The sequence below is a fragment of the Stagnimonas sp. FW305-C-60 genome (assembly GCF_058782965.1).
Window position 1 is genome coordinate 1 of the sequence record NZ_JBYSYF010000010.1, and the last position, 23,423, is coordinate 23,423.

Annotated in this window: 23 protein-coding genes; 7 read left to right on the plus strand and 16 right to left on the minus strand. The window is 67.7% G+C overall.

The window, feature by feature from the left end; translation table 11 throughout:
- Positions 1-251 precede the first annotated feature (251 nt).
- The 4 genes from AC3WT6_RS17140 to AC3WT6_RS17155 form a co-directional block, all read right to left on the minus strand.
- Positions 252-1,121: a pirin family protein gene (locus AC3WT6_RS17140; protein ID WP_492654820.1), complete on the minus strand. Its 870-nt coding sequence runs from the start codon at positions 1,119-1,121 to the stop codon at positions 252-254.
- Positions 1,122-1,123: 2 nt separating this feature from the next.
- Complete coding sequence (locus AC3WT6_RS17145) at positions 1,124-1,276, minus strand: hypothetical protein (protein ID WP_492654873.1); 153 nt, start codon at positions 1,274-1,276, stop codon at positions 1,124-1,126.
- Between the two features lie 97 nt (positions 1,277-1,373).
- Positions 1,374-3,191: an acyl-CoA dehydrogenase C-terminal domain-containing protein gene (locus AC3WT6_RS17150; RefSeq protein WP_492654821.1), complete on the minus strand. Its 1,818-nt coding sequence runs from the start codon at positions 3,189-3,191 to the stop codon at positions 1,374-1,376.
- Positions 3,192-3,320: 129 nt separating this feature from the next.
- On the minus strand, positions 3,321-5,126 hold the full coding sequence (locus tag AC3WT6_RS17155; protein ID WP_492654822.1) for a patatin-like phospholipase family protein: 1,806 nt from the start codon (positions 5,124-5,126) through the stop codon (positions 3,321-3,323).
- A gap of 91 nt (positions 5,127-5,217) precedes the next feature.
- Between AC3WT6_RS17155 and ilvD the strand changes: the two genes are divergently transcribed.
- Positions 5,218-6,903 (plus strand): dihydroxy-acid dehydratase, encoded by a 1,686-nt coding sequence (ilvD, locus tag AC3WT6_RS17160; RefSeq protein WP_492654823.1) that lies wholly within the window; start codon positions 5,218-5,220, stop codon positions 6,901-6,903.
- A gap of 52 nt (positions 6,904-6,955) precedes the next feature.
- Here the strand turns inward: ilvD and AC3WT6_RS17165 are convergent, their stop codons facing one another.
- The 3 genes from AC3WT6_RS17165 to AC3WT6_RS17175 form a co-directional block, all read right to left on the minus strand.
- Entirely contained in the window at positions 6,956-7,771 is an 816-nt protein-coding gene (locus AC3WT6_RS17165) for a TatD family hydrolase (RefSeq protein WP_492654824.1), read from the minus strand.
- Positions 7,768-9,612 carry a DCC1-like thiol-disulfide oxidoreductase family protein gene (locus tag AC3WT6_RS17170; protein WP_492654825.1) on the minus strand — a complete coding sequence of 615 codons (1,845 nt, stop codon included), beginning with the start codon at positions 9,610-9,612 and terminating at the stop codon, positions 7,768-7,770. The genes AC3WT6_RS17165 and AC3WT6_RS17170 overlap by 4 nt, the downstream gene beginning before the upstream one ends.
- A gap of 67 nt (positions 9,613-9,679) precedes the next feature.
- Positions 9,680-10,303, minus strand: coding sequence for a hypothetical protein (locus AC3WT6_RS17175; RefSeq protein ID WP_492654826.1), 624 nt, complete (start codon positions 10,301-10,303; stop codon positions 9,680-9,682).
- A 174-nt stretch (positions 10,304-10,477) separates the two neighbouring features.
- Here AC3WT6_RS17175 and AC3WT6_RS17180 point away from each other — a divergent pair, with 174 nt between their 5' ends.
- Positions 10,478-11,161 (plus strand): alpha/beta hydrolase, encoded by a 684-nt coding sequence (locus AC3WT6_RS17180; protein ID WP_492654827.1) that lies wholly within the window; start codon positions 10,478-10,480, stop codon positions 11,159-11,161.
- Between the two features lie 71 nt (positions 11,162-11,232).
- Positions 11,233-11,940, plus strand: coding sequence for a hypothetical protein (locus tag AC3WT6_RS17185; protein ID WP_492654828.1), 708 nt, complete (start codon positions 11,233-11,235; stop codon positions 11,938-11,940).
- A gap of 36 nt (positions 11,941-11,976) precedes the next feature.
- Here the strand turns inward: AC3WT6_RS17185 and metW are convergent, their stop codons facing one another.
- Genes metW through proC form a run of 4 tightly spaced genes read right to left on the minus strand, consistent with a single transcriptional unit; the run spans position 11,977 to position 15,125 of the window.
- Positions 11,977-12,585 (minus strand): methionine biosynthesis protein MetW, encoded by a 609-nt coding sequence (metW, locus tag AC3WT6_RS17190; RefSeq protein ID WP_492654829.1) that lies wholly within the window; start codon positions 12,583-12,585, stop codon positions 11,977-11,979.
- Positions 12,582-13,721, minus strand: a complete 1,140-nt coding sequence (metX, locus tag AC3WT6_RS17195) for a homoserine O-succinyltransferase MetX (RefSeq protein WP_492654830.1) — start codon at positions 13,719-13,721, stop codon at positions 12,582-12,584. The genes metW and metX overlap by 4 nt, the downstream gene beginning before the upstream one ends.
- Positions 13,718-14,275, minus strand: a complete 558-nt coding sequence (locus AC3WT6_RS17200; RefSeq protein ID WP_492654831.1) for a YggT family protein — start codon at positions 14,273-14,275, stop codon at positions 13,718-13,720. Before AC3WT6_RS17200 ends, metX begins: the two co-directional genes overlap by 4 nt.
- 16 nt (positions 14,276-14,291) lie before the next feature.
- The gene (gene proC / locus AC3WT6_RS17205) at positions 14,292-15,125 is read right to left on the minus strand and encodes a pyrroline-5-carboxylate reductase (RefSeq protein ID WP_492654832.1); all 834 of its coding nucleotides are present in this window, start codon (positions 15,123-15,125) and stop codon (positions 14,292-14,294) included.
- Positions 15,126-15,294: 169 nt separating this feature from the next.
- Between proC and ilvA the strand changes: the two genes are divergently transcribed.
- Positions 15,295-16,821, plus strand: coding sequence for a threonine ammonia-lyase, biosynthetic (gene ilvA / locus AC3WT6_RS17210; RefSeq protein ID WP_492654872.1), 1,527 nt, complete (start codon positions 15,295-15,297; stop codon positions 16,819-16,821).
- 12 nt (positions 16,822-16,833) lie between these two features.
- Here the strand turns inward: ilvA and AC3WT6_RS17215 are convergent, their stop codons facing one another.
- Positions 16,834-17,877, minus strand: a complete 1,044-nt coding sequence (locus AC3WT6_RS17215; RefSeq protein WP_492654833.1) for a GGDEF domain-containing protein — start codon at positions 17,875-17,877, stop codon at positions 16,834-16,836.
- Positions 17,878-17,979: 102 nt separating this feature from the next.
- Between AC3WT6_RS17215 and AC3WT6_RS17220 the strand changes: the two genes are divergently transcribed.
- Together AC3WT6_RS17220 and AC3WT6_RS17225 are read left to right on the plus strand one after the other, a co-directional pair.
- Positions 17,980-18,309: a DUF1820 family protein gene (locus AC3WT6_RS17220; protein WP_492654834.1), complete on the plus strand. Its 330-nt coding sequence runs from the start codon at positions 17,980-17,982 to the stop codon at positions 18,307-18,309.
- A 70-nt stretch (positions 18,310-18,379) separates the two neighbouring features.
- Positions 18,380-19,144 carry an MBL fold metallo-hydrolase gene (locus tag AC3WT6_RS17225; RefSeq protein WP_492654835.1) on the plus strand — a complete coding sequence of 255 codons (765 nt, stop codon included), beginning with the start codon at positions 18,380-18,382 and terminating at the stop codon, positions 19,142-19,144.
- A gap of 4 nt (positions 19,145-19,148) precedes the next feature.
- Here the strand turns inward: AC3WT6_RS17225 and AC3WT6_RS17230 are convergent, their stop codons facing one another.
- Together AC3WT6_RS17230 and AC3WT6_RS17235 are read right to left on the minus strand one after the other, a co-directional pair.
- Positions 19,149-19,523, minus strand: coding sequence for a phosphopantetheine adenylyltransferase (locus AC3WT6_RS17230; protein ID WP_492654836.1), 375 nt, complete (start codon positions 19,521-19,523; stop codon positions 19,149-19,151).
- The gene (locus tag AC3WT6_RS17235; RefSeq protein ID WP_492654837.1) at positions 19,520-19,840 is read right to left on the minus strand and encodes a DUF2834 domain-containing protein; all 321 of its coding nucleotides are present in this window, start codon (positions 19,838-19,840) and stop codon (positions 19,520-19,522) included. Before AC3WT6_RS17235 ends, AC3WT6_RS17230 begins: the two co-directional genes overlap by 4 nt.
- A 141-nt stretch (positions 19,841-19,981) precedes the next feature.
- Here AC3WT6_RS17235 and AC3WT6_RS17240 point away from each other — a divergent pair, with 141 nt between their 5' ends.
- A complete protein-coding gene (locus tag AC3WT6_RS17240) occupies positions 19,982-20,833 on the plus strand; it encodes a helix-turn-helix domain-containing protein (protein ID WP_492654838.1) in 852 nt (283 codons plus the stop codon).
- Between the two features lie 96 nt (positions 20,834-20,929).
- Here the strand turns inward: AC3WT6_RS17240 and AC3WT6_RS17245 are convergent, their stop codons facing one another.
- Both AC3WT6_RS17245 and AC3WT6_RS17250 read right to left on the minus strand, forming a co-directional pair.
- The gene (locus tag AC3WT6_RS17245; protein WP_492654839.1) at positions 20,930-22,393 is read right to left on the minus strand and encodes a hypothetical protein; all 1,464 of its coding nucleotides are present in this window, start codon (positions 22,391-22,393) and stop codon (positions 20,930-20,932) included.
- A 262-nt stretch (positions 22,394-22,655) separates the two neighbouring features.
- The gene (locus AC3WT6_RS17250; RefSeq protein WP_492654840.1) at positions 22,656-23,234 is read right to left on the minus strand and encodes an NnrU family protein; all 579 of its coding nucleotides are present in this window, start codon (positions 23,232-23,234) and stop codon (positions 22,656-22,658) included.
- Positions 23,235-23,423 lie beyond the last annotated feature (189 nt).

Below are 23,423 nucleotides of genomic sequence, written 5' to 3' on the forward strand. Positions count from 1 at the left end.
GCTACGCAGGGGTGTGCTTTCTTTTGCTTACTTTTCTTTGCACAAGCAAAGAAAAGTGAGTCGCCAAGAGGCGAAAAAAGACCTCAAACCCTACACACCTAAAAGAGCGCGAACGCGCGAACCACACAGCAGTAAGCCAACGCGAAAGCACTGCACTCCGCCACGGCATTCCCCCTCCCCTAGCCTGGCCGGCCATTCCGCCCAGGCATGTGCAACGGTGTTCATCGGTACAGGGGAGAGGAGCCGCCGACTCAAACCGCAGGCAGAGGAATGAACTCGGTCTCTCCCGGCACTTCCGCAAACCGCCGCTCCGCCCAATCCCGCTTGGCCTCTTCGATGCGCTCGGCACGGCTGGAAACGAAGTTCCACCAGATCTGCCTAGGGCCATCGACCGGCGCGCCGCCCAGCAGCATCACCCGCGCCCGGGCATCGGCTTGCAGTTGCACCGCCGCACCGGAAACCAGCATCGCCATCTGACCTTCCTCGATCCAGCGCGCGCCAAGGCGCACCCGGCCGTTGACCGGGTAGACCGCGCGCTCCTGGTAGTCGTCCGGCACCGCCAGCGTCGAACCGGCCGGCATCTCGGCGTGGACGTAGAACGTCGGCGCGCGTAGCGCCACCGGCGAAGTCAGGCCGTAGGCGCTGCCGGCGATCACCCGCAGCGCCACGCCGCCAATCTCCGCCTGCGGCAGGCTGGCGGCCGGATGGTGCACGAAGCTCGGTTCGCATTCCTCGTCGGCGGCGGGTAGCGCCACCCAGGACTGGATGCCGTGTATCGGGCGGTCCAGCAGCCTGTCTGCCGGCGTCGAGCGCTCGGAATGCACGATGCCCTGTCCGGCGGTCATCCAGTTCACCGCCAGGGGTTCGATGTCCTGCTCGTTGCCGAGGCTGTCGCGGTGGTGGATGCGGCCCTCGAACAGATAGGTGACGGTCGCCAGGCCAATATGCGGATGCGGGCGCACGTCCATGCCGCTGCCGGCCTTCAGTGTCGCCGGGCCCAGGTGATCGAAGAAGATGAAGGGGCCGACGGTCTTGCGATGCCCGATCGGCAGCACCCGGCGCACGGCAAAGCCGCCGAGGTCACGCGGGCGGCCAGGGATGAGATCGAGAATGGGTTCCATGGTCACTCCTGGGCGGACTTGTAGACCACGCCGTCCTTCATCACGAAGGCGACGCGCTGCAGGGTGCTGATGTCGGCCAGTGGATCGCCGGGCACCGCGATGAGGGCGGGTGGGGTGGCCAGCAGCAGCGGGCCGGCGAGCAGGGCAATTCGCATTGCGGTTCCTTCCATGGACATACGCCGATGGTAGCCGCAGGCCGCCGCCAAAACGAAAACGGGGCCCGCTTGAGGCCCCGTTTCCATTTGCCGCCGTTTACTCGAAGGCGAAGTGCTCGACCGGCAGCTTGGTCAGCGTCTTGCTCGGCTTGACCATCGCGCTGGCGTGGCCCTTGGCGCGCGGCAGCAGATGGTCGAAGTAGAAGCGCGCCATCGCCAGCTTGGCCTTGTAGAACTCCGGCTTCTCGGCGCCGCCGTGGGCCAGCTTGTCGTTGGCGACCGAGGCCTGCAGCGCCCAGAAGTAGGCCATCATCACGTAGCCGGAGTACATCAGGAAGTGATGGCTGGCGGCGCTCACCACGTCGCGGTCCTTGCGGGCGCTGAGCATGATGCGCATGGTCAACAGGTTCCACTCGGCGGCGTAGCGGCCGAGGTCGGTGGCGTAGCGGCGCAGCTTGGGGTTGCGCAGGTGGTCCATCGCGAACTTGGCGATGGTGCCGGTGAACTCGCGCACGCACTTGCCGCGGGTGGTGAGCAGTACCTTGCGGCCCAAGAGGTCCAGCGCCTGGATGCCGGTGGTGCCTTCATAGAGCGTGGAGATGCGCGCGTCGCGGGCGATCTGCTCCATGCCGTGTTCCTTGATGTAGCCGTGGCCGCCGAACACCTGCATGCCGAGGTTGGCCGACTCCAGGCCCATCTCGGTCAGAAAGCCCTTGAGGATGGGGGTGAAGAAGCCTAGCTTGTCGTCCCACTCCTTGTACTTCTTGGCGTCGCTTTCGAGGATGCCGTTGACCATGTGATCCGCGTACTGGGCGGCGAAGTAGATCATCGCCCGGCCACCTTCGGCGAAGGCCTTCTGGGTCATCAGCATGCGGCGCACGTCGGCGTGATGGATGATGGCGTCGGCGACCTTGTCCGGCTCCTTCTTGCCGGACAGCGCGCGCATCGAGCGGCGCTCCTTGGCGTAGGCCAGCGCACCCTGGAAGCTCAGCTCGGCATGCGCCACGCCCTGCACGGCGGTGCCGATGCGGGCGGTGTTCATGAAGGTAAACATGGCTTCCAGGCCCTTGTTCGGCTCGGCGATCAGATAGCCGGTGGACTGCTCGAAGTTGAGCACCGCGGTGGCCGAGGCCTTGATGCCCATCTTGTGTTCCAGCGCCGAGCAGACGACGTTGTTGCTGCCGTCCAGCGAGCCATCGGCCTTGACCTTCATCTTCGGCACGATGAACAGCGAGATGCCACGGGTGCCGGCCGGCGCGTCGGGCAGGCGGGCGAGCACGATGTGGACGATGTTCTCGGTCAGGTCGTGGTCACCGGAGCTGATGAAGATCTTGGTGCCGGTGATGCGGTAGCTGCCGTCGGCATTGGCCTCGGCCTTGGTCTTCACCTGGCCCAGGTCGGTGCCGCACTGGGGCTCGGTGAGGCACATGGTGCCGCCCCAGCGGCCCTCGGTGAGCGCCGGCATGTAGAGATCCTTCAGCTCCTGCGAGGCGTGCTGGAGGATGGTGTTCATCGCGCCCAGTGACAGGCCGGGGTACATGGTGAACGACCAGTTGGCGGTGCCCATCATTTCCGACTTCACCAGGCCCAGCGACATCGGCAGGCCCTGGCCGCCGTACTCGGTGGGGTGGGAGAGACCCTGCCAGCCGCCGGCCACGAACTCGTCATAGGCCGCCTTGAAGCCCTTGGGCGTAGTCACCTTGCCGTCCTTGAGGGTGCAGCCCTCTTCGTCGCCGGAGAGGTTCAGCGGCGACAGCGTCTGCTCGCAGAACTGGGCGCAGGCGTCGAGGATGGCGTTGACGGTTTCCGGGTCGGCGTCCTTGCCGTTGGCAAGGCTGGCGTAGTGGGCCGGGTAGTCGAACACCTCGTTCATCAGGAAGCGGGTGTCGCGCAGCGGGGCTTTGTAGGCGGGCATGGAAATCACTCCGAAAATTGGCGGGGCGAAGGATGGGCGAGGTAAGCCGCCTTGCCATTGGCCGCAATGACGCGAGTCTGAGGCGCCGCAGTGCAGCAAAACGAGTCCCGACGGCCGTTTGGGCCCCTCTCAGCCGCGTGCCAGGGGCGGCAGGCGTGGCTTGAAAGCCTCCAGTTCCACCAGGGCGTGCTGATAGGCGCTGTCCAGCAGCCGGTCCAGGGCCTTCCATTGGAACAGGCCGACGCCGGCGGTGGGCATGCGGATCAGGCAGTCGGCATGCGCCGCCTGGCCCCGGCTGCCGCCGGCGCTGGACAGCGTCGCCGAGCGCAGCAGGATGTCGAACAGGCCCGGCCGCGGGCTAGGTCCCGTCCAGTGGAACAGCGCGTCGAAGTCGGGGCCGGAGACCCCTTCGGCGCGCAGGGCGGTGTCGCTGCTGACATCGCAGGCGATCACCGCACCCCGGCCGAATTGGCGCATCACGTCGGCCGGCAGATTGTTGATCACCGCGCCGTCGGCCAGCAGCTCCTCGTTCCAGACCATCGGCGGAGCGATGCCGGGCACCGCCATGCTGGTGCCCACCCAGTCGCGCAGCCGGCCGCTCTCGTGCACCACCGCGACGCCGCGGGTGAGGCTGGTGCTGACGCAGAAGTAGGGCGTGGCCAGCTGCTCCAGCCGGCGCTCGCCGAAGATCGTGCCCAGCCGCTGGCGGAACTTGCGGGTGCGCAGCAGCGCCACCCGCGGCAGCATGTAGTCGTTGAGGAAATTGCGTTGCACGAAGGTCTCGCGCATCAGCTCGGTGATCTCCTCCACCGGCCGGCCCTCGGCATGCAGGGCGCCGATGAAGGCGCCCATGCTGGTGCCACCGATCAGGTCGATGGGGATGCCCAGTTCGCGCGCCGCCCGCAGCAGGCCCAGGTGGGCGAAACCGCGCGCGCCGCCACCGCCGAGTACGAAGCCCACCGCCTGGCCGACCAGGCTGCGCGCCAGCGCCGGCACGTCCTGCGCATCGCGTAGGAAGTAGTGCAACTCGGCGCCGGCCGCCTGGCACCAGCCCAGCGGCTCGCTGGCGCTCAGCGCGCCGCGCGGCCATTGCAGCGCCACCGAGACCACCGCCTCGACATCGGTTTCCGCCAGCAGACGCAGCATCGGCGTCTGCCGCGCGCTGCCGCTGTTTTGGTCGGCCACCACCAGGATGCGGTCGGCCTGGCGCATGCAGCGCCGCGACCAGGGGCCGGGCTGCTCGTCGGCGAGGTAGATCAGGTAGGCGTATTCGCTTTCCTGCGCGCTCAGCCAGCGGACTAGGCGGGCATTGTTGGCGGCGTCATCGAAGCGGCTCCGGGCCATGCCGGCGCCCAGGGCCGCGTCCACCGTGGCGGCGTCGAGCAGGCAGACCCGGCCGAGCTGGCCGTAGCAGGCCCGCAACTGCTCGCCGAGCGCGTGGACGTCGACGCCCGGCGTGGCCGGCAGCAGGCAGAGCGTGCGCGGCCCGGGCGGGCCGGGGTCGGGGTTGCGCAGACGGTCGAGCAGGCGCGCCACCACCACCTGGGAGATTTTCAGCAACGCTTCCGGATGCTGGCGCAGCAGCGCCATCAGTGTCTCACGGTCGAGGCTGAGGATGGCGCTGTCGCGCACCGCCCGCACCGTCGCGGTATGGCGTTCGCCGGCCAGCATCACGATCTCGCCGATGGTTTCCAGCGCGCCAATCTCACCCAGCGCCTGTTCGACGCCGGAAGTCTTGCCATAGGCGCGCAGGCGGCCGACGCCGACCACGTACAGCGCGGCGACCGTATCGCCCTGCTGGAACAGGGTTTCGCCGGTGTGCAGCAGCCGCAGCTGGCAGCGCTCGGCAAAGGCTTCGATGACTTCGGTCGGCAGGCCGTGGAAGGCCTTGGTCTGGGCCAGCAGGCTGGCGGCGGAGCGACGGTCGGTAGGCATGACGGCAGGTTCTGGTGATGCCTGGCAGTCTATCGGCGGACTGAAACCTTACAATCTGCGCCCCCACCGGCCGCCAGAGCAGCTTAGAGCCATGTCCGAGCCCCTCAACAGGAAGTCCAAGACCATCACCGCGGGCGTTGCCCGCAGCCCCAATCGCGCCATGCTGCGCGCCGTCGGCTTCGGCGATGGTGACTTCGTCAAGCCCATCGTCGGTCTGGCCAATGGCCACTCGACCATGAACCCCTGCAATGCCGGCATCCAGCCGCTGGCCGAGCGCGCCGCCGCGGCGCTGAAGGCGGCCGGCGCCATGCCGCAGTCCTTCGGCATCCCCACCGTCACCGACGGTATCTCGATGGGCACCGAGGGCATGAAGTACTCGCTGGTGTCGCGCGAGGTGATCGCCGACGCCATAGAGACCGCCGTCTCCAGCCAGTGCATGGACGGCGTGCTGGTGATCGGCGGCTGCGACAAGAACATGCCGGGCGCGATGATCGGCATGCTGCGCATGAACATCCCTGGCGTGTTCGTCTACGCCGGCACCATCAAGCCCGGCAGCTGGAAGGGCGTGCCGCTGACCGTGGTGTCGTCCTTCGAGGCGGTGGGCAGCTTCCAGGCCGGCAAGATGAGCGAGGAAGACTTCCTCGGCATCGAGAAGCACGCCTGCCCCAGCGTCGGCGCCTGCGGCGGCATGTACACCGCCAACACCATGTCGAGCGCCTTCGAGGCCCTGGGCATGTCGCTCCTGGGCTCCAGCCAGATGGCCTCGCCGGACCCGGAGAAGGCCGATTCCGCCGCCGACTCGGCGCGCGTGCTGGTGCAGGCCATCGCCAAGGACCTCAAGCCGCGCGACATCGTCACCCGCAAGGCCATCGAAAACGCCATGAGCCTGATCATGGCCACCGGCGGCTCCACCAATGGCGTGCTGCACTTCCTCGCCATCGCCCATGCCGCGCAGGTGCCGTTCACGCTCGATGATGTCGAGGCGATCCGACTGCGCACGCCGGTGCTCTGCGACCTGAAGCCCAGCGGCAAGTACGTGGCGGTGGACTTCCACCGCGCCGGCGGCGTGCCGCAGGTGCTGAAGATGCTGTTGGTGCACGGCCTGCTGCACGGCGACGCGCTGACCATCACCGGCGAGACCCTGGCCGAGGCCCTGGCCAGCGTGCCGGACGCGCCGCGCGCCGACCAAGACGTCATCCGTCCCTACGACAAGCCGATGTACAAGCAGGGCCATCTGGCCGTGCTCAAGGGCAATCTCGCACCCGAAGGCGCGGTGGCGAAGATCACCGGCCTGAAGAACCCGGCCATCACCGGCCCGGCGCGCGTCTTCAACAGCGAGGACGAGTGCATGGCGGCGATCATGGCCAATGGCATCAAGCCGGGCGATGTGGTGGTGATCCGCTACATCGGCCCGCGCGGCGGCCCCGGCATGCCGGAAATGCTGGCGCCGACCAGCGCTCTGGTCGGCCAGGGTCTGGGCGAGAGTGTCGGCCTGATCACCGACGGCCGCTTCTCCGGCGGCACCTGGGGCATGGTGGTGGGCCATGTCGCGCCGGAAGCCTACGTCGGCGGCCCGATCGCCCTGGTCGAGGAAGGCGACAGCATCACCATCGACGCCAAGCAGCAGCTGATCCAGCTGAATGTCGACGACGCCACGCTCGCCGCCCGCAAGGCCAAGTGGGTGCAGCCGCCGCCGCGCTACACCCGTGGCGTGCTCGGCAAGTTCGCCAAGCTGGTGAGCACGGCTTCCAAGGGCGCGGTCACCGACGGCGAGTAGTTCGCGCCAGGGCCTGTTAACGCCGCAGCGAGCCCCGTAGCGTTAACAGGCCCTAAAGCCGGTAGAAACGCCGGGCGTTGGCGGTCGTGCGCGCCGCCAGCGCCTCCAGGCTCTCGCCGCGCAGTTCCGCCACCGCCTGCGCGACATAGGGCAGATAGCTCGGCTCGTTGCGGCGGCCGTCGATGCCGGGTTTGTCGCTGTGCAGGCTGGACGGCCGCTGGCCGCGCGGGATGTTCTGCGGCAATAGATACGGCGCATCGGTCTCGATCAGCAGACGCTCGGCCGGGATGTGCGGCACCACCTCGCGCAGCGGCGCGCCGCGCTTCTTGTCGCAGGCCCAGCCGGTGATGCCGATGTAGCAGTCCAGCTCGGCGTAGCTCTCCATCGCTTCGCGGCTGTCGGTGAAGCAGTGCACGCAGGCATCGACGAGTTGCGGCCGGTATTCGCGCAGCATCGGCAGAAAATCGACATGCGCGCCGCGCTGGTGCAGGAACACCGGCTTGTTCAGCGCGATGGCCAGTTCAAGCTGCGCCGCAAACACCCGCCGCTGCACCTCGCGCGGTGAGAGGTCGCGGTAATAGTCCAGCCCGCATTCGCCCAGGCTCACCAGCTGCGGCAGCGTCGCCAGCTCGCGGATCAGCTCGGCGTCTTCGGCACTCCAGTCGCTGGCGTGGTGCGGATGCAGGCCGGCGGTGCAGGACAGCCGCGCCGGATCGGCCGCCGCCAGCACCGCCACCTGTTGGTTGGACTCACGGCAGGAGCCGGTCAGCACGATGTGCTCCACGCCCGCCGCCCAGGCGCGTTCGAGCACGGCGGGGTAGTCCGGCGCGAAGCTTTCGTGCGCCAGGTTTGCGCCTATATCGATCATGGGGTCTTGGCTTCGCTGTCGCTGTCGGCCACCGAGGGGAAGCACTCGTGGCTCCACAGGGTCTGCTGCTCGGTGTGCAGCGGCTGGCCCGGCGGCGGGGTCACCTCGAACACGTAGTTGATCTTGAAGCGCAGCAGGCGGTGCTCGCGGTCGGCGCTCAGTTTGTCGGCGTTCCACTGCCGGCACAGGTACTTGCCGAACCAGAGGCGGTGGCGGGCGTAGTCCTTCTCGGCCAGGCGGCCCAGGTAGGTGTGCCAGCGGATGTTGCGGTGGCTCTGCGAGAGCTGCTCGGGCTTGTCGTAATCGGGCGCCTGTCCGGGATGCAGTACATCGACGTTGTCACCATTGGCGAGCAGACCGTCGACCACCATCCAGCCGTCGTCCTTGAGCGGGTAGGGCGCGAACATGTTCCAGAACTGTTCCAGCCGGCTGAGCTGGAACAGCGGCCGCAGGCCGTCCTGCACGCTGGCCGGCAGCACCTGGATGGTGCTCAGGTTCCAGGCCGCGACCAGCACCAGGGCCAGCGCCGCCAGTCTTTGCCCGCCTGCGCCGGTTTCAAAGCGGGTCTCGCGCTCGGCCAGCAGCGGCGCGCTGAGCTTGGCGAAGGCATCGCGGTGGCGGCCGACGAAGTCGTAGGCGCGCTCGCCAGCGCCGGCCAGCGCCGGCGCTGACAGCGGCCGGTACAGCCAGCCGAACAGCGGCGAAGCCTGCAGCAGGCGCAGGTAGGCCTGCCACTTCAGGTAGGCGCGGTCGTCCTGGTCGATCACCACCCAGGACCAGTTGGCCTCCAGCAGCGCGCGGGCACGCGGATGCGGCTGTGCCGGCTGGATGCTGGCCTGCTGCAGGCCGAGGAACACCCGGAACAGCTGGCTGGTCTTGCGGCAGAAGCCGCAGTCCTGGTCGTAGTAGATCGCCAGCCGCTGCTGCGCGCGTGGTCGACGCGCGCGCCAGTCCCAGAACCAGGCGCCCAGAAAGACGGTGAGCGAGCTCAGGCTCACGAAGGGGAAATGCCCCAGCTCCAGACACAGCAGGAAGCCGACATGCAGACTCATGAAGGCCAGCATCAGCAAGGCGCGCAGGACGGTGCCGAGGCGGCCGGGCAGCAGCGGTGCGAGCAGGATCGCCGGCGGGCCGAGCAGCTCCAGCCACCAGACGTAGGCGGTGAGTCCCTGCAGCAGGTCGGGGAAGTTGAGCAGCCACTGGCCCAGCGGCGTGGCGTAGCGATCCAGGCTCAGCGCGTAGTAGACCGCCGTGTAGTCGGGCAGCCACTCCGGCCCGCTCTTCAGGATGGCGCTGTAGAAGTACACCGACATCACTTGCAACAGCAGGCCGGCGCTGGCCCAGGACAGATGGCGCGGGTCTTCCGGTGGCGGCTTGGCCGAGAGCGCGGCATCGGCGCTCCAGCGCGCGCCCAGCGGCAGCAGGCAGGCCCAAAACAGCAGGCAGGCCATCAGCAGATCGCCGCCGATCAGCACCAGGGGATTGCGGTTGCTCAGCCAGCCCCACATCAAAAAGCTCAGCACCGCCGCCAGCCGCGTGCGCCAGCCCAGCAGCAGGGCCAGCGCCGCCAGCGCCTGCACTGCCAGCAGCAGGCCGGTGATCAGTGGCGTGCCATTGATGAGGTAGATCGACAGGTGCCAGGGCGTGTCGGACTGCACCAGCCAGCTGCGCGGCATCACCCCGGCGTCGCTGTAGAGGCTGCTGAGGTCGCAGTAATGCCGGAGTACGTCGAACAGCAGCACCGAGGCCAGGGTGGCGCGGAACAGGGCCAGCGTGCGCAGGTCGATGCCGAAGATGGCATGCAGCCGCGGATGGCGGACGGCGAGGCTGTCGGAACTCATGGGCGGAACGTGAGCGGCAATAAAAAGGGGAGCCGGCTGGCTCCCCTGCATTCAAGCAAAAAACGGCTCAGCGCGGGGCGAGGTCGCCCATCTGGCCGCTGCCGCCGTCGAGCCAGTCGGCGTATTCGGCGCTGCGGCGGTCCTCGCCATTGGCGCTCTGATCGGTGTAGCCACCGAGCAGACCCCCAAGCAGGCCACCGCCGGTGGTGGTGCCGCCGGTGGTGGTACCACCCGCCGAGCTGCCGCCGGAAGAGCTGCCGGCGGCCGGGTCGGGCGTGTCCTTGGAATCGGCGACCTGCGAGATCGCAAAGCCGACGCCGACCGCGCCGACCGCCAGCAGGGTCCAGTCCAGCGCCGAGTAATTGCTGAACATCCCGCCCTCGCTACCACCGCTGCCCTCGTCCTGGTTGGCGCTCAGGCGGCGGGTGAACGGCAGGCCGTTGAGACGCGCGCTCTCGAAGCCATTGCGGTCGAAGGCGAGCTGGGCGATGGGAGCGGCGCCACGCAGTTCCGAGCGGCTGTCATGATCCAGGCGCAGGCCGTAGAAGAACTGGCTGGGCACCTGCTTCGCCTGTCCGTAGCCGATCGACAGATAGGCCCGCGCCTCCGGCGCCTCGTCACGCGGCGCGGCGGCAAACACCAGGCCGACACTGCTGACCAGCAAAGCAAGGGTTTGGACAGTCTTCCGCATGAGATCTCCTTAAAGGCCGCCAATGGTTTGTTATCACTACGATTGTGCCGTACGGCAGCGGCACTTCCGACTATAGATTCGGGCCAGGGCACTGGCAAGCCACAATCGCGGGCTTTTGTAGTGCGCGTGCAAGCTCTTCAGACTAGCGCTCCTTAACCGAAATGCCGGCCTGCCATGTCCGATTCCAGCGAACTCGATCAACCCCTGCCTGCTCCTGGTCAGAGCCGCGCCGGACTGGTGCGCGGTGCCGCCGGGCGCGTCGAGATTCTGTTCGCAGCACCCGCGCAGCCAGTGCGCGGCGGCGTGCTGATCTGCCATCCGCATCCGCTCTACGGCGGCGCGCTCAGCAACAAGGTCACCTACAGCCTCGCCGCTACCGCGCTCAAGGCCGGCTTTGCGGCGCTGCGCTTCAATTTTCGCGGCGTCGGCAAGAGCGAGGGCTTGCACGATGATGGCGCCGGCGAGACCGAGGACGCGGTGCTGCTCGCCGAATGGCTGCGGCAGCGGCTGCCGGCCGGCGCGCCGCTGGTGCTGGCGGGTTTTTCCTTCGGTTCCTACATCGCCCTGAAGGCCGCCAGCCGCGTGCAGCCGGCAGCGCTGATGAGCGTGGCGCCGCCCTTGGGCAAGTACCTGGGCTACCAGGCGCCGCCGCACCCGCACTGCCCCTGGCGGGTGCTGCATTCACGCGACGACGAGGTGGTGTCCTACCAGACCACGCTCACCGAGTTGCAGCAGTACCAGCCGATGCCGGAGCTGATCACGGTGGATGGCTGCGGCCACTTCTTCCACGGCCGCCTGAACGAGGTGCAGGACGCCTTCGGCGGCCTGCTCGACGCGGTGTTCGGCCCGCCCGCCTGAGTGCGCACCGCTGCTATCCTCAGCGTGCGTCAACACAGCCTAGAACTACACAACAAACCTGGAGATTATCGATGCGCGCATTTGCCGCCCTGTCCTTGAGTCTGTTCGCCGGTGTCGCCGCTGCGTCCGACTTTGACCTGCTGCCCGGTGGCAGCCAGGCCGATTTCCGCAGCATCGCCAAAGACATCGTTTCGACCCTGGACTACAAGGCGCTGAACCCCGCCGAGGCCGGTGGCCTCACCGGCTTCAGCCTCGGCGCTTTCGCCACCTACGCGCCGACGCAGGACAAGGGCGCCTGGCAGCGCCTCACCGGCGAAGAGGTCGATGCCATCGGCATGGTCGGCGTCGGCGCCACCAAGGGCCTGCCCTTCGACATCGACGTCGGCGCCTACTACTCGCAGGTGCCGAGCACCGACGCCAAGCTCTTTGGCGGCGAGATCCGCTGGGCGGTGCTGCCGGGCGGCGTCGCCACGCCGGCCGTCGCGCTACGCGCCAGCTACAGCAAGCTGAGCGGCGAGGACGATCTGAGCTTCGACTCCAAGGCGGTGGATGTGTCCATCTCCAAGGGCTTTGCCTTTCTCACGCCCTATGCCGGCGCCGGCTATGTCTGGGGCACGGTCACCCCGGGCAGCGGCCTGGGCCTGAGCGAGGAGGAGGTCAACCAGGCCAAGTTCTTCGCCGGCCTGCGGGTGGCGCTGGGCTTCCTGCAGCTCACCCCCGAGTACAGCCGCAGCGGCGACAGCAACGCTTACAGCCTGCGGCTGGCGCTGGGCTTCTAAGCGGCCTTGCGCTGACTGCGCGCTGGTTGAGCGGACTCAGCCCGCGCGCAGTTCGTAGAGCGCCTGCTCGCAGAACAGATTCGGCAGCAGGCGGATGGCGAGACCGCCGTGATGGCGGCGGTCGAGCAGGGCGCGCCGCGACACCGCCCAGCCGCGCTCTTTGCACAGGGCTTCGAAGTCGGCCACCGTGCAGAGGTGGATGTTGGGGGTATCGAACCAGCGCTCCGGCAGCGAGGGCGTCACCGGCATGTGCCCGGCCAGTAGCGCTGCGCGCACCCGCCAGTGCCCGAAGTTGGGAAAGGTGACGATGGCGGTGCGGCCCACCCGCAGCATTTCCGCCAGCACCGCGTCCGGCCGCTGCAGGGCCTGCAGCGCCTGGCTCATCACCACCACGTCGAAGGCGCCATCGGCGAAGTCCGAAAGGCCCTCGTCCAAGTCCGCCTGGATCACGTTGATGCCGCGCGCCACCGCGGCGCGGACGTTGTCCGGGTCGATCTCCAGGCCATAGCCGCGCACCTTGTGGCTGGCGGCCAGATGCGCGAGCAGGGTGCCGTCGCCGCAGCCGAGGTCGAGGATGCGGCTGCCTTCGGGGATCCAGGGGCTCAGTGCGGCGAGATCGGCGCGCAGCGGCGAAAGGGCGTTCATGCTACCTCCTCCGCCACCCGCTGCAGATACGCCCGCAACACCCCGTGGTACTGCGGTATCGGCATCAGAAAGTCGTCATGCCCCAGCTGCGAGTCGATCAGCGCATAGCTGACCTCGCGGCCAGCGGCCACCAGGGCGCGGACGATCTCGCGCGAGCGCGCCGGCGAGAAGCGCCAGTCGCTGGAGAAGGCGATCACCAGGAACCGGGCGCTGGCCTTGCGGTAGGCGGCCAGCAGCGAGCCACCGGCATCGCGCGCGGGGTCGAAGTAGTCCAGCGCCTTGGTCATCAGCAGATAGGTGTTGGCGTCGAAACGATCAACGAAGCTCTGGCCCTGGTGGCGCAGATAGCTTTCCACCTCGAACTCGACATCGAAGTTGAAGGCCGGCATCGCCGACTTCAGCTCGACGCCGAACTTGGCGCGCATCGCCTCGTCGGACAGATAGGTGATGTGGCCGAGCATGCGCGCCAGCTTCAGGCCGCGCGAGGGCACCACGCCCTGGGCGGCGTAATGGCCGCCGTGAAAGTCCGGGTCGCTGAGGATCGCCTGGCGGGCGATCTCGTTGAAGGCGATGTTCTGCGCCGACAGCTCCGGCGCCGAGGCGATCACCACCGCGTGCCGCACCCGCTGCGGAAACTCGATGCTCCACTGCTGCACCTGCATGCCGCCCAGCGAGCCGCCGACCACCGCCGCCCATTGGCGGATGCCCAGGCGGTCGGCCAGCCGCGCCTGCGAGCGCACCCAGTCGCCGACGGTCAGCAGCGGAAAGTCGGGGCCGTAAGGCGCGCCGGTTTCCGGGTTGAGGCTGGTGGGGCCGGTGGAGCCCGCACAGCCACCGAGGTTGTTGAGCGCGACCACGAAGAAGCGGTCGGTGTCGATCGGCTTGCCGGGGCCGATGCAGTTGTCCCACCAGCCGGGCTTCTTGTCGTCGGGCGCGTGCAGGCCGGCGGCATGGTGATCGCCAGACAGCGCATGGCAGATCAGCACCGCATTGCTGGCCTGGAGGTTGAGCCGGCCATAGGTCTCGACCATCAGCTCGTAGTGCGGCAGGCTGCGGCCGCAGTCGAGTTGCAGCGGCTGCTCGAAGACGAAGCGTTGCGGCGTGACGACGCCGATATTTCCGGGGCTGGGATTCACCGCAGGATCAGGGGCAGCGGGATCAGCCGGTTCAGCACCTGCAAAGCCAGCATCACCACCAGCGGCGAGAGATCCAGGCCGGAGATCGAGGGAATGAAGCGGCGCACCGGGCGCAGCAGCGGCTCGTTCATGCTCCACAGGATGTTGGCGGCCGGGTTGTTCACCCCGGGGCCGAGCCAGGACAGGATCGCCTGCACGAACAGGCTCAGGGTGTAGAGATTGATGGTCAGCACCAGGCACTTGAGCAGCGCGTACCAGACCAGGCTGGCGCTGCCGATGCCCAGGCCGAACATCCAGCCGATCAGCAGCATGTAGAGCACCGCCACCACCAGCAGCACCGCCAGCGCGGCGGTATCGAGCTTCTGCCAGCGCGGGATCAGCTTGCGCAGCGGCAGCACCGGCGGGTTGGTGAGCTTCCAGATGATCTGCGACAGCGGGTTGTAGAAGTCCGCCCGCACCCATTGCAGGATCACCCGCAGCAGCAGGGCGCCCAGGTACAGGTCGAACAGGGTGGTGACCAGGAAGAACAGTGCGTTGGAAGAGTTCGGGCCCATGGGTCGGGTTCAGGCTCTAGGGAGCGAGGTCTAGGGCATCGCCCAGCTGCTTGGCGCGCGCATCGGCACGCGCCAGCGCTTCGGCGAAGATGGCGCGCAGGCCGGCGGATTCAAGATGCTGCACCGCCGCCTCGGTGGTGCCGCCCTTGCTGGTGACATTGGCGCGCAGGGTGCTCACATCCTGCCCCGCCTCGGCGACCATGCGGGCGGCGCCGATGCAGGTCTGGGCGGCGAGCTGGGCGGCGACCTCGGGCTTCAGGCCCAGGGCGCTGCCGGCCTCGCGCAGGGCCTCGACCAGCAGGAAGAAATAGGCCGGCCCGGAGCCGGACAGGGCGGTGACCGCGTCCAGCTCCTCCTCGCGCTCCACCCAGACGCAGGCGCCGGCGGCGGCGAGCAGGGTCTGCGCCAGCTCGCGCGTGGCGGCCGGGGTGGTCGGCGGCGCGTACAGGCCGGTGATGCCGGCGCCGAACAGGGCCGGGGTGTTGGGCATGGTGCGCACATAGCTGAGGCCTGGCCCGAGCAGGCGTTGCAGGGTTGCCAGGCGCACGCCGGCGGCGATCGACAGCGCCAGCGCGCCGGGCTTGGTGGCGACGCTGGCCAGGGCCTCGCGCATCTGCTGCGGCTTCACCGCCAGCACCAGGGCGTCGGCGTCGGCGCTGACTTCGGCGGCGCTGGAGGCCACCCGCACCCCGAACTGCTGACGCAGCCAGTCGGCGCGCGCCGCCAGGGGCTCGGCGACCGCGATCTGCGCCGCCGGCCAGCCGGTCTTGAGCAGGCCGCCGATCAGGGCGGCCGCCATGTTGCCGCCGCCGATGAAGGCGACGCGGGCGGTGGGGGCTGGCAGGGTCACGGTGGTGGCGTAGGGCAGGCGAAAGGGCGGTCCGGAAAGCGCCGCGTATCATACGCGACCCCCGAAGCCAGACCGACCTCGGTATTGCCTCCAAACCCTCGCCGCTACAGGACTCCCGCGCGTGAAGCTGAAAGCCCCCCTAAGCCGTTTCGACGCCGCCACCACCAAGCTGCTGGCCGACTACCGCGCCCGCATCGAGGCGGCCCGGGTCTATGACGTCGCCAAGGTGACGCCGCTGGAAGAGGCCCGCAAGCTCTCGGCCCGGCTGGGCAACCGCGTGCTGCTCAAGCGGGAAGACCTGCAGCCGGTGTATTCCTTCAAGCTGCGTGGCGCCTACAACAAGATCGTCCGGCTCACCGACGAGCAGCGCGCCCGCGGCGTGGTCACCGCCAGCGCCGGCAATCACGCGCAGGGCGTGGCCCTGGCCGGCAAGCGTCTGGGCATCCCGGCGCTGATCTGCATGCCGCGCACCACGCCGACGATCAAGGTCGATTCGGTCCGCGCCCTGGGCGGCAAGGTGGTGCTGCACGGCGATGCCTACGACGACGCGCTCGAGCACGCCCAGCAGCTGATCGCCGAACGCGGCCTGACCATGGTCCATCCCTACGACGATCCGGACGTGATCGCTGGCCAGGGCACCATCGCCAAGGAGGTGCTGGAGCAGCTCGGCGAGACGCCGCTGGACGCGATCTTTGTCCCGGTGGGTGGTGGTGGCCTGCTGGCCGGCGTCGCCGCCTGGATCAAGTCGGAAAGCCCGAAGACCCGGGTGATCGCGGTGGAGCCGGAGGATTCCGACTGCTTCGCCCGCGCCCACGAGGCCGGCCGGCGGGTGGAGTTGAAGCAGGTCGGCCTGTTCGCCGACGGCGTGGCGGTAAAGCAGGTCGGTGCCGAGACCTGGCGGGTGGCCCGGCATCTGGTCGACGAGGTGCTGCGGGTGGATGTCGATGAAATCTGCGCCGCGATCCGCGACGGCTTCAACGAGAACCGCACGATCTGCGAGCCGGCCGGCGCCCTGGGTGTGGCCGGGCTCAAGAAGTGGGTGGCGCAGCACGGGCTCGGCGGCTTGAACCTGGCGGCGGTGGTGTCCGGCGCCAACATGAACTTCGACCGCCTGCGCCACGTCGCCGAGCGCGCCGAGCTGGGCGACCACAGCGAGGCGATCCTGGCGGTGACCATCCCCGAGCAGGCCGGCAGCTTCCGGCGCTTCCTGAAGCAGCTCGGCCGCCGCGTGGTCACCGAGTTCAACTACCGCTACGCCGGCCCCAAGGAGGCGCATGTCTTCGTCGGCTTCAAGGTGGCCAGCGACGCCGAGACCGCCGAGCTGGTCGCGCAGTTGCGCGCGCTCGACTACCCGGTGGTGGATCTGAGCCAGGACGAGATGGCCAAGACCCATGTCCGCTACATGGTCGGCGGCCGCGCGCCGGGCTTGCTGGACGAGCAACTGTTCCGCTTCGAGTTCCCTGAACGCCCGGGCGCCTGCCTGGATTTCCTCAACGCCATCGGCACCCGTTTCAACATCTCTCTGTTCCACTACCGCAACCACGGCGCTGCCTACGGCCGGGTGCTGGTCGGCTTGCAGGTGCCGCGCGGGCAGTCGCGGGAATGCCGGGAGGCGCTCTCCAGCCTCGGCTATCCCTATTGGGACGAGAGCGCCAATCCCGCCTACGCGCTGTTTCTGGGTAGCCTGGAGAAGTAGTCCGGGCGGTGACTAGAACAGGTCTACCGCCGAGTTGAGCTGGGCGGTGGGCGCCTCGTGCTGCTTGACCAGCTGCGCGTAGTCGCAGACCTGGTTCCGGCCATGGGCCTTGGCGTGGTAGAGCGCCTGGTCGGCATGCCCCACCGCATCGCTCATCAGCACCTCCGGCTTGAGCTCGACGAATCCAATACTGACGGTGATCTGTTCCAACTGCGGGAAGCGGTAGGACGACACCTGGCGCCGGTAGCGCTCCAGCGCGGCCTGCGCCTCGATCAGGGTCTCGGCTTCGAGGATGACGATGAACTCCTCACCGCCATAGCGGAACAGCAGGTCGTCGGTGCGGAAGCACTGCTGCATCACCCGCGCCACCAGCAGCAGCACCTCGTCGCCGAACAGGTGCCCGAAGCTGTCGTTGACCCGCTTGAAATGGTCGATGTCGATCACCGCCAGCCAGTAGCGGCCGCCGTGCTGCGGTGGCCGCTGGCCCTCCGGCCCGCGGCGGCTGGAATGGCGGGCGGCGCTGTACATCAGGCGGCTGACGCTGGTTTCCAGCGAGCGGCGGTTGAGCAGGCCGGTGAGGGTGTCGCGCTCGGTGGCGCGCACCAGGTCCAGATAGTTCTGGTAGAGCTGGACGATGGCTTTGGTCAGGCGGAAATCGTTGTCATTGTGGCGCGCCACCTCGACCACGATCAGTTCGTGCACCACGCCGCCATCCATGACCGGATGGATGTACAGCGGACTACCCTCTTCGTTGGCCGACTGCAGCGGCTGACTGGTTTCCACGCAGTGGCGCATCGGCTCGCTGAGTTCCACGGTGGCGCTGGAGAACAGCTTCAGCTCGTAGCCGTTGAGGCTGCTGGGCGAGCGCAGGGCCTGAAAGTCTTCCAGCCAGGTCTGGCCGCCGCGGGCGCGGACATGGCGCAGGAAACGCGTGGCGTTGGCGTCCAGCGCCTCCATCACGGTCTTTAGCAGGCTCAGACGCAGATCGTCGCCATTTTTCTGACGGCTGATCTGGACGATGGATTCGACCAACTCGGAGGTGCGGGTATCGCGCATGGGAGTCTCGGCGGTAACAGGCCCTTAGCGGCGGCATTCCGGCCGACTTGAGGCGTTTTTCGCCAGCGCTTTCGGTGGGGGCGGCGCGATAGACTGCGTGCCATGAGCAACAGCAAGAACCTGTACCGAGTCACCTTCCGCCATCAGGACCAGATCTGGGAGATTTACGCGCGCGGCATCAGCCACGGCGGCCTGCTGGGCTTCATCGAGGTCGAGAAGCTGGTGTTCGGCGAGCGCAGCAGCATCATCGCCGACCCCGGCGAGGAAAAGCTCAAGTCCGAGTTCGAGAACGTCGAGCGCACCTACATCCCGGTGCATGCCATCGTCCGCATCGACGAGGTGAGCAAGATGAACACGCCGCGCATCTCCGCCGGTGGCGAGTCCGGCAAGGTGATGCCCTTCCCCATGTTCACCCCGGCCGGCAAGAACTGATGCGCTGTCCGCAGCCCTGGCTGGTTTGGGGGGTAATCCTGCACTGCGGTTGCGCCAGGGACGGCAAGGCATGATCCGCTTTGCCATGCTGGGCTCCGGCAGCAAGGGCAATGCGACGCTGGTGGAAGCCGGCGGTGTCCGCGTGCTGGTCGATTGCGGCTTTGCGGTGCGCGAAGTCGAAAGCCGCTGCGCGCGCCTGGGCTTCGATGTCGCCAGCCTCGACGCCATCCTGGTCACCCACGAGCACGGCGACCACCTGGGCGGCGTCGCCCGCCTGGCCCGCGCTTACGACCTGCCCGTCTACCTGAGCCGTGGCACCTATGCCGCCTGGACCGACAAGGACGTGCCCGAGGCCAGCTACATCAGCCCGCACGAGGCCTTCCACATCGGCGCGCTGACCATACGGCCGTTCCCGGTGCCGCATGACGCCCGCGAGCCCTGCCACTTCGCCTTCGAGCACGGCGGCCGCAAGCTCGGCGTGGTCTCCGATCTGGGCTCGATCACCTCGCATGTGCGCTACGTGCTGCGCGACTGCGACGCCCTGCTGCTGGAAACCAATCACGATCCTGAGATGCTCGCCAACGGCCCCTATCCGCCGCGCCTCAAGCAGCGGGTGGGTGGCAACCTCGGCCATCTCTCCAACGCCCAGGCGGCCTCGCTGGTGCGCGGTATCGAGCGTGAGCGCCTGCAGCATCTGGTGCTCACCCATTTGTCCGAGAAGAACAATCTGCCGGAGCTGGCACGCTCCACCATCTGCGAGGCCCTGGAAGACGATCCCGCCTGGTGTCTGTGCGCCGATCAGCAACTGGGCCTGTCCTGGCGCGAGATCGTCTGAAGGCCTAGAGCCCGTTCCAGATCAGCGTCGCTCCTAGAACCAGGCTGGCCACCACATCTGCCCAGGCCACCCGGAGCAGGGCCGCGTTGCCGCCGCCCTCCAGCCCGGCGATAAGCACATAGCCCAGCATGCTCAACAGCCCCGCGCCGGCCAGCGGCGCACGCCAGGCCGGCACAAAGGCGGCGGCGATCATCGCGCCGCCGAGCAGACCGAACAGCAGGGCGCGATGGCGCAGCAGGATGCGCAGGCTGGGGTCGGTCACCTCCAGCCCGTACAGCGCCCGCAGTTGCGTCTGACCGAGCAGGCCCAGCGCCGGCAGGGCGTTGAGCAGCCCAGCCAGCAGCAGGGCGGTGGCCAGCGCCAACTCGGCCCGGCTCATCCGTGCACCGGCGCGCGGCTGGCCGGGCGGCTGCTGGTAGTCGGGGCCAGCAGCAGGTAGAGCAGGGCGCCGATCGAGCCCAGCGTCAGGGTCATGAGCAGATAGGGCCAGACGGTGCGACCGCTGGCCTGGGCATCGCGCCACATCCAGACCATCACCAGCACGCCCATCAGCACCAGATCGGTGAACACCTGGATGCCGGCGGGGTGCATATGGGCTTTCAGCAGACCGAAGTAGCCGACGGTCTGAAGCACCCACAGCGAGTAGGCGGTGAAGGGCAGCAGGAGCAAGAGAACCAGCGGGCGGGGCAGCGACATGGCACATCTCCTTCGGGGTTTGGGGTTTGCCCGGCCAGACTCCGCCCGCACCGCGCCCGGCTCAACGACCCGACAGGTAATGAGGTTTGATGACCCACGAGGTAATACCGGCGGCGACAGTGCGGGCGCAGAATCGCCGCCATGAACAAGTCCGCCGCCACTGCTGTCGACGCCGCCGCCCATGCTCACCCCGCCGCCGACTTCGCCGGCCTGCTGCGCGAGCGGCGGCGCGGGCAGGGCTATAGCCAGATGGCCCTGGCTGGCGATGCCGGCCTGTCGCAGCGGCATCTCAGCTTTCTCGAATCCGCCAAGGCCAGGCCGAGCCGGGCGATGGTGCTGCAACTGGCGGAGGCCTTGGCGCTGCCGCTGCGCGAGCGCAATCGCTGGCTGATCGCCGCCGGCTTCGCGCCGCTGTTCGCCGAGCGCCCGCTGCACAGTCCGGACATGGCGCCGGTGCGGCAGGCGCTCACCCTGCTGCTCAAGCAACAGGAGCCCTATCCCGCGGCGGTGGTGGATGCCGGCTGGAACGTGCTGCAGGCCAATGCCGCCACCCAGCGCTTGCTGACGTTGATCGCCCCCGGCGGCGACGTGGCGGCGCTGTGGCGGCGGGTCTGCGGCGAGGCACCGCCCAATCTCATGAAGCTGACCTTTCACCCCGAAGGCCTGCGCCCCTTCATCAAGAACCTCGACGAGCTCGGCCCGGGCCTGATCACCCGCGCCATCCGCGAGGCCCGCGAGAGCCCGGCGGCGGCCGAGGTGCTGGAGACGGTGCTGGCCTATCCCGGCATCCCGCCCCGCTGGCGCCTGGCCGAGCTGTGGACCCCGCTGGCGCCGGTGCTGCCCACCCGCCTGGGTCTGGGCGAGGTCAGCCTGAGCTTCATCACCATGCTGTGCAGCTTCGGCACCCCGCTGGACCTCACGGCGGACAATCTGCGGGTGGAGTGCTTGTTTCCGGCGGATGAGTTCACTGACCGGTTTTTGCGCCAGGCCTGAGCTAGGCCCGCTGGTAGCCCGGATGCAATCCGGGGTTGTGCCAGTGCCGATGAAGATCCCGGATTGCATCCGGGCTACGCTGGCTTGGACTGTCGTTCACCCCAAACTGCTGCTGAATGAACTTGGAAATAGTTCTCCAGACCCCCCGCCCTTCTTCTTAAGGATTTCGTTCTGGGCCGCAGTGAGATTCTCGATGGCTCGCTTGAACGCTCGGTCCCCATCGGGAAAACCGACAATGTCGACCTGTAAGGCTGCCTCAAGGTTCTCTCGCGTCAATACCAAGATCCCTTGCTCCGTTGCGGCTTCCAGCTCTGCGGCCACCTCCGCTCTGGGCAGCGACGTCACAAGCAGCGGCAGTACCGGAGTCGCGACAAATCCTGCTGCAACGAGACGGTCTTTGACGACGATAGCGCGCCTCGCGAGCTTTGCGAGCTTGCTGTCTTCCTTCAGAAGGCCAATGGTGCACTCCACAATCGCCATTGATCCGTTGGGCGCGACGACAATTGCGTCGGGGCCGTCCTTTGCCTGGTCTGCGAGGCCCATATGGACCTGCGAAAAGCCCATCAGCCATAACATCCAGCACACAGCGGTCTCGAACTGCGACTGCACATGGCCCTTGTAGGGCGGCGCGGGCAGCAGGTACGACCGTAGGAGCGTCATCGAGGTGTCGACGGACTCGTAGGCGCTGAGGCGCGGATTCTGGAAGTGGCGGGGATCGACGAGCCAGTAGGAGTGATGAGCTTGGCCTGCATAGATCGCCACACACTGCAATAGCGCGCCGACCGGGATTTCGACTTCCTTCATGCCGACGCGATCTACTCCGCTCGGTTGCCAGAAAAGGTCCCTTCCCGAGATGGATTTCCTCGCAACGACCCGCCCTTTGTCGCGCACAAGGTAGTTGATCTTCGCCCGATCAATTCGCATTCCCTTCGGTAGCCAAAGGCCCAGCTTGGCGGTGCCGCCATCGACCGTTGAGCTCATAGAGACTTCGATCGGGCTTGTCGCGATTACCTCCAGACGGCACCGGCCGCCCAGGTTTCCGGGCAGTTCCAGCGATCCCAGAAGTTCGGAGAGTGAGTCGTACGGCGTGGTGGCAGCGCGCAGCTCCCAGGTGATTTCGGGCCGCACCAGCTCTGCCGGGATGTCGGCACCAAGTACAGACAGGATCGCGACCCTTCTGCCAGTCTGCATGGCCTCCGGAACCTGCAGCTGCGGGGGCGGTACGTGAAGGCCAGACTGCGCGCTGACTGGAAATACGAACCGATCACCAGTCGATTTCTGTGATACGGCTTCGCCGGCAGCGAGGGCCTCGACCAACTCTCGTCCCGAGCGTTGGAAGGCGGACAGCGGGATCGTACCGGCGACGAGATTTCCCAGCCGAAACTGAAAAGCACGCAACTGCTGGCTGTGGCGAAGCCACAGATTGGCGGAGACCAGCTCGACGACTTCGCCGCGCTGGATGCCCAGGAAACAGAAGCTTTTGTCACGGTAGGACCCGATCCATGGATCCAGGTGAAGAAAGTAGGTCTCAAAGTGCTGGGGGATGAAGGGGTCAGTCACTGTGGGCGCGCCGGAAGCTACGGAATTGACTCAGCTTAGCGGCCGTGCACGGCTTCCAGGTGCGGTCTATAGCGCGTATTGCGCAACGTCAGACGGACGCTACCGACGTCGCGCCAGCATGAGAGGACGCTCTGTGCCGCTTGAATGCGCTTCAGCCACCCTTCGATCATTTCGTGTCCGCGAAAGATGACTTTCGAGCAGAAGAGGAACCGGTAGCAACCAATGCGAAGGACGGTAGGCGTGGCGCCGAACCCTGTTTGGCTCAGCCCGCCATCGGCGAAACACCGATCAGCGCCCGGTGCAGCCAGACCACAAAGCCGACGTAGAGCGCGAGGCCGGCGACGACGGCAATCGCATCGTTCCAAGCGGTCGCCGGCGCGCCCGGCGGCGGCACGACGTTGGCGCGGCGCTTCACCGAAATGCGGTCGGCGACCGCCCAGGCGAGAAAGCCACCGAACAGCAGCACATCGTGCAGGCCGCCGTTGACGAGCAGGTGCGCCAGCGCCCAGAGCTTGGTGGCGACCAGCATCGGGTGCTTGGCGGCGCGCTGGATGCGGCCGGGCAGGTAGGCGGCGAGCAGCAGAGGGAACACCGGCAGCATCAGCAGCATGGACAGATGCCGCAGGCCGGCCGGCGGCTGATAGAGCCAGACCGGTTGCATCCGCGCCTGGCCGTAGCCGATGACGATCAGCGCGAAGCCGGCGATGGCGACGAGGCTGTAGACGCCCTTCCAGGGCCAGAGACCCAGGCGCTCGACAGCGCCGGCGCGCAGGCCGGGCGTGAAGATCGCCACCGAGTGGATGCCCAGAAATAGCAGTAGACCGGCGATCAGCAGACTCATGTGTGGGATTCCTAGTTGGCTCTTTGGCTGGCTGGTTGCGGCCGGCACCTTTTGCGGGCGCGGGCCTTGCGGTTTGCAGTGTAGCCCCCGGCTTGTCTGGAGTGGCTCGGCGACCGAGTCGCCCCCACCCTGACCTTCCCCTGCAGGCGGGGGAGGGGACGCAGAGAGTGGTGTCGGTGCCGGGGGATG